4 protein-coding genes are annotated in these 4,492 nt (G+C 59.5%); 3 read left to right on the top strand and 1 reads right to left on the bottom strand.

The features are described from left to right. From SGJ19_00880 to SGJ19_00870, 3 genes are all read left to right on the top strand, one after another. A partial coding sequence (locus SGJ19_00880) for a hypothetical protein (GenBank protein ID MDZ4778788.1) occupies positions 1 to 532 on the top strand: 532 nt, incomplete at its 5' end. A gap of 156 nt (positions 533 to 688) precedes the next feature. After that, entirely contained in the window at positions 689 to 2,902 is a 2,214-nt protein-coding gene (gene glgB / locus SGJ19_00875) for a 1,4-alpha-glucan branching protein GlgB (protein MDZ4778787.1), read from the top strand. Between the two features lie 341 nt (positions 2,903 to 3,243). Continuing rightward, positions 3,244 to 4,185: a hypothetical protein gene (locus SGJ19_00870; GenBank protein MDZ4778786.1), complete on the top strand. Its 942-nt coding sequence runs from the start codon at positions 3,244 to 3,246 to the stop codon at positions 4,183 to 4,185. Between the two features lie 74 nt (positions 4,186 to 4,259). On the opposite strand, the gene SGJ19_00865 is transcribed toward SGJ19_00870, so the two are convergent. Further along, positions 4,260 to 4,492 (bottom strand): hypothetical protein (locus tag SGJ19_00865; GenBank protein ID MDZ4778785.1); only part of this gene is annotated, 233 nt, incomplete at its 5' end.

Here is a 4,492-nt window from a genome sequence, read left to right as displayed (position 1 = left end):
TTACTGGCTAATGTGCGGGGCGGGACCGGACGGTTCTGGGCGTTGGAATTTCCGCCTGGAATCGTTCGACGGCCAGGTGCGCATCGATGCGGAAGACGAAGAACCCGGCGCCCATGCGGATCATTTGGCGCTGCTGGCGCTCGTACTTGGTCTCGAAGCGATCGACCAACCGGCGGACGTCCTGGTGCTAACGCCTAATCGCTACATCTGGCAGGGCCTTTCCGAAGGCCTGGACGAGTGGCGTGAAAACGGCTGGCAGTGGGATTCGTTCGGCGGGTTGGTCCCCATCAAATATCTCGATCTCTGGCAGCGCGTGGAACGGCTTCGCAACATCCACGACGTGAGCTGCCGGGCGATCCCGTCGGCTCAGATCGCGAACGTCACAACGTTCGTGCCGGATGAGCCGATCGAGCTGGAGCAACCGCGTGTCGCCCGGCGAATTCGCAGAATTCACCTGCCAAGCACGGGCGACTGGCCATCGGCCGCGCCGCGACGTCGCAAGTCCGCCAGCCGGGAGCGTCAGGTCGTGTGAGGCATCGAATGTGCTCTCGATCGGGCGTGGCGCCAAGAAATCGGCGTCAGGAGACGCCTCCTACAGATATATCGCCGGGCTTGTTCTGCGCAAAGCGCCTAGACTCGCCAATCGGAACCATTCACAATCTTTGCATCGACAACGTGGAGGAATCACGTGCGCACCAGTGTCGGTTTGGATACCGTGGGACGTTTGCTGTCAGGTTCGGCCGAGAATCCGTTCGACTTGTTGGGACCGCACCAGGTCGACGATCGAGGCCGCCCGGCGTTGGCGGTGCGCGCGTTCCTCCCCCAATCGACGCAAGCCTGGGTGATTGATCAACAGCACGGCGATGCGCCGCGGCCGATGCGTCGGATCCATCCGGCCGGATTGTTCGAAGCGATCTGTCCGATGGTCGAGCAGAATGGCGCGCCGCAATACCTGCTGCAAGTTGCCGACGAACAAGGCCGGACTACGACCATGCATGACCCGTACGCTTTCCCGAGCTACCTGACTGACTACGACCTGTATTTGCTCGGCGAGGGGCGGCACTGGGACAGCTACCGCAAACTCGGCGCGCATCTGCGTTCGGTGCATGGCGTCGACGGCGTGAACTTCGCCGTTTGGGCGCCGAACGCGACCGGCGTCAGCGTGACCGGCGATTTCAACGGCTGGGATCCCCTCCGCCACCCGATGCGGAAGCGCGTGCCGAGCGGCGTCTGGGAACTGTTCGTGCCCGGGCTCACCGAAGGCGCGATCTACAAGTTCAACATTCGCAACGGCGGGATGTCGTACGAGAAGACCGACCCGTTTGGCTTTGCCGCGGAGGTGCCGCCGCGCACGGCGTCGAAGGTCGCGAATCTCGATTCCTACGAATGGCACGACGCGACTTGGGTGTCCGAGCGCCCTAAACGCAATTCGCTCGATTCCCCGATGACTTTCTACGAAGTGCATCTGGGGAGTTGGCGCCGTCCCGGCGACGATCCCCAACGCTGGATGAGCTATCGCGAGCTGGCGCATCAGTTGGTTGAATACGTGCTGGAGATGGGCTTCACGCATATCGAACTGATGCCGGTCAGCGAGCATCCGTTCAGCGGAAGCTGGGGCTATCAGACGGTCGGCCATTACGCGGTCACCAGCCGCTATGGTTCGCCGCAGGATTTCATGTACTTCGTCGATCATTGCCACCAGAACGGCATCGGCGTGGTGCTGGATTGGGTGCCCGCGCACTTCCCGCGCGATGCGCATGGGCTGGCCTATTTCGACGGCACGCATCTCTATGAGCACGCCGACCCGCGGCAGGGCGCGCACCCGGACTGGGGCACGCTGATCTTCAACTATGGCCGCAACGAAGTCCGCAACTTCCTGTTGGCGAACGCACTGTTCTGGCTGGACAAATATCACATCGACGGGCTACGCGTCGACGCCGTGGCCTCGATGCTGTACCTCGACTACAGCCGCAACGAAGGGGAATGGATCCCCAACATGTACGGCGGTCGCGAGAACCTGGAAGCGATTGAATTCGTGAAGGAATTCAACGAGCAGGTCCACTTGCAGCATCCCGGCGTGTTGACCATCGCCGAGGAGAGCACGTCGTGGGGCGGCGTCTCGCGCCCAACGTATCTGGGCGGGCTCGGTTTTAGCCTCAAATGGAACATGGGCTGGATGAACGACACCATCCGCTACATGCACCACGAGTCGATTCACCGCAAATATCATCACGACGAGCTGACGTTTAGCCTGATCTACGCCTTCTCGGAAAACTTCGTCTCGCCGCTGTCGCACGACGAAGTCGTCCACGGCAAAGGCTCGATGCTCGACCAGATGCCGGGCGATCTCTGGCAAAAGTTCGCGAACTTGCGCGTGCTGTATTCCTACATGTGGACCCACCCCGGCAAGAAGTTGCTCTTCATGGGCGGCGAGTGGGGCCAATGGCTGGAATGGAACTACGACACCAATTTGCAATGGGATCTGTTGCAGTGGGATTCGCACCGCGGCCTGAAAAAGATGGTCGCGGATTTGAACCAACTGGTGCGCCGCGAACGCTCGCTGCATGAAGTCGATTTCGAATACACCGGCTTCGAGTGGATCGACTGTCACAACTACAACGACAGCATCCTGGTCTACATTCGCAAGGCGAAGGACCCGCAGGATTACGTCGTCGTTTGCGTGAACTTCACACCGGTCCCGCGCCCGGTCTACAACATCGGCGTGCCGGAAGCCTGCTGGTACGACGAAATCTTCAACAGCGACAGCCAATTCTACGCCGGCAGCAACCTCGGCAATTTCCCAGGCATCATGGCGGAAGCCAAGCCGAGCCACGGGCGACCAGCGTCGCTGCAGGTAACGCTCCCGCCGCTGGCGACGGTGGTGTTGAAGCCGAAGCGATGAGGTAGAGGAGTAATGGAGAAGAGATGTAAAGGAGTATAGGAGGCCGTTTGGCAACGGTTTCGTTGATGCGGTGGCGATTCATTGACCCGCACAATCTTCAGGAGGTGAGCGAACGCAACGCGATGCTCACAAAGATTGATGATTGGTGGCAGGAATTTCAGGCTGAGCAAAGGGCGATCGCCGGATCATTCACGCGATTCATCGAGTTCGATTTGGTCGGATGGATGAACAGGCACTTGGAGTCGATCCATCCGGACTTGATGTGGGAATACGGCCCAGCGATTCACCAAAAGGGCGATCGCCTCGTCATCACGCCGGAATCGGCGCATCACCTACGTCCGATGGTTCGCACCATTTTGGAGCGGGCCCCCGTCATTGACGGCTGGGAATTCTACGAGCATCGACTCCCCGAAGCTGTTGCTTCGGCAATCTCGACCGTGCGCGCACGGACCCAGCGCGACGTCGGCGACTTTAAGGTACGAGTGACGCGTGGCGATGACCATCTCATCGATTTGACATACACCGCTCCTAGCATCGTCGACGCTGACGCCCGTTCCGCATCAAGCGCTGCGTTTGTAGCAACCGAAACACTGCTGGGTGAAGCCTGCTTGGACAATTGGACCGGATTAGTCGAAGCCACTCCAACGCCGCCCACGAGGGGATTTGGTCGATTCTTCGTGCGAACTGCGAACAAGCAGCGTCATTTCGTCGAACTTGGTCGGTTGCGTGAGACAGTACATGCGCTCATCGGCAGCATTCGCGACCAACTTCCGCGAAAGCCACTCTATGAGTCAATTGAGGGCGCGAAAGGGACCGTATGGAAACTCACGCCGAATGAAGCGGACGATTATGCAGAGCAGCAAGACATGTTTGTGGGCAGGTCAGTGAGTCCGGCAATGTGGATGGCCGCACGAAGTAGTCGAACGTTCTGCTCTGAGCGATTCAGCCGCTGCGATGAGACATTCTGTTACGTAAAACTTGACGGCTCCGAAGGCCTCGATGAAGATCATTTCGCCGACAAATCAGAAATCGAAGATGCTTTGGATGAAGTATTAAGGCCAGCGGTATTGGGCTGTACAATCGGCGGTGGAACAGGACGACGCTATTCGTACATCGATCTCGCATTGACGGATGTCGACAAGGGCATAGCAGCGATCAAGCGGCGACTTCAAGCCGGCAATGTACCTAAGCGGTCGTGGATACAATTTTTCGACAGCGACCTGGCTGCCGAATGGGTCGGCATCTACGACGACACGCCGCAGCCGCCGCTCGCCGTTTCGTAGGTCAGGCTTTCCAGCCTGACAGTTCAGTAGTACAGCGCCGTTATCGCGTTGCCCGTCAGGCTGGAAAGCCTGACCTACGGGCTTGATCCGCCACCCATCACGCCACGGACGAGCCCCCAGCCTTTCGCCAGCAATCTCCCGGTGAACAACTCCTCGGTCAGCGTGCTCTTGTCGCCGGAGAAATTCGTCCAGACGGCTTCGATGTACGGCCCGCTGGATTCGCGCAGCGTTGCGTACATCCCCTTCGCGCCGATTTCGTTCAGGCCTTGGCGGTAGTGGTCGAGGATGTGGCGGTCGAAGAGGCTGC

The sequence above is a fragment of the Planctomycetia bacterium genome (assembly GCA_034440135.1).
Classification (GTDB): domain Bacteria; phylum Planctomycetota; class Planctomycetia; order Pirellulales; family JALHLM01; genus JALHLM01.
The sequence above is the reverse complement of the archived record's forward strand: the minus strand, read 5'-3'. Positions and strand labels throughout refer to the sequence as shown.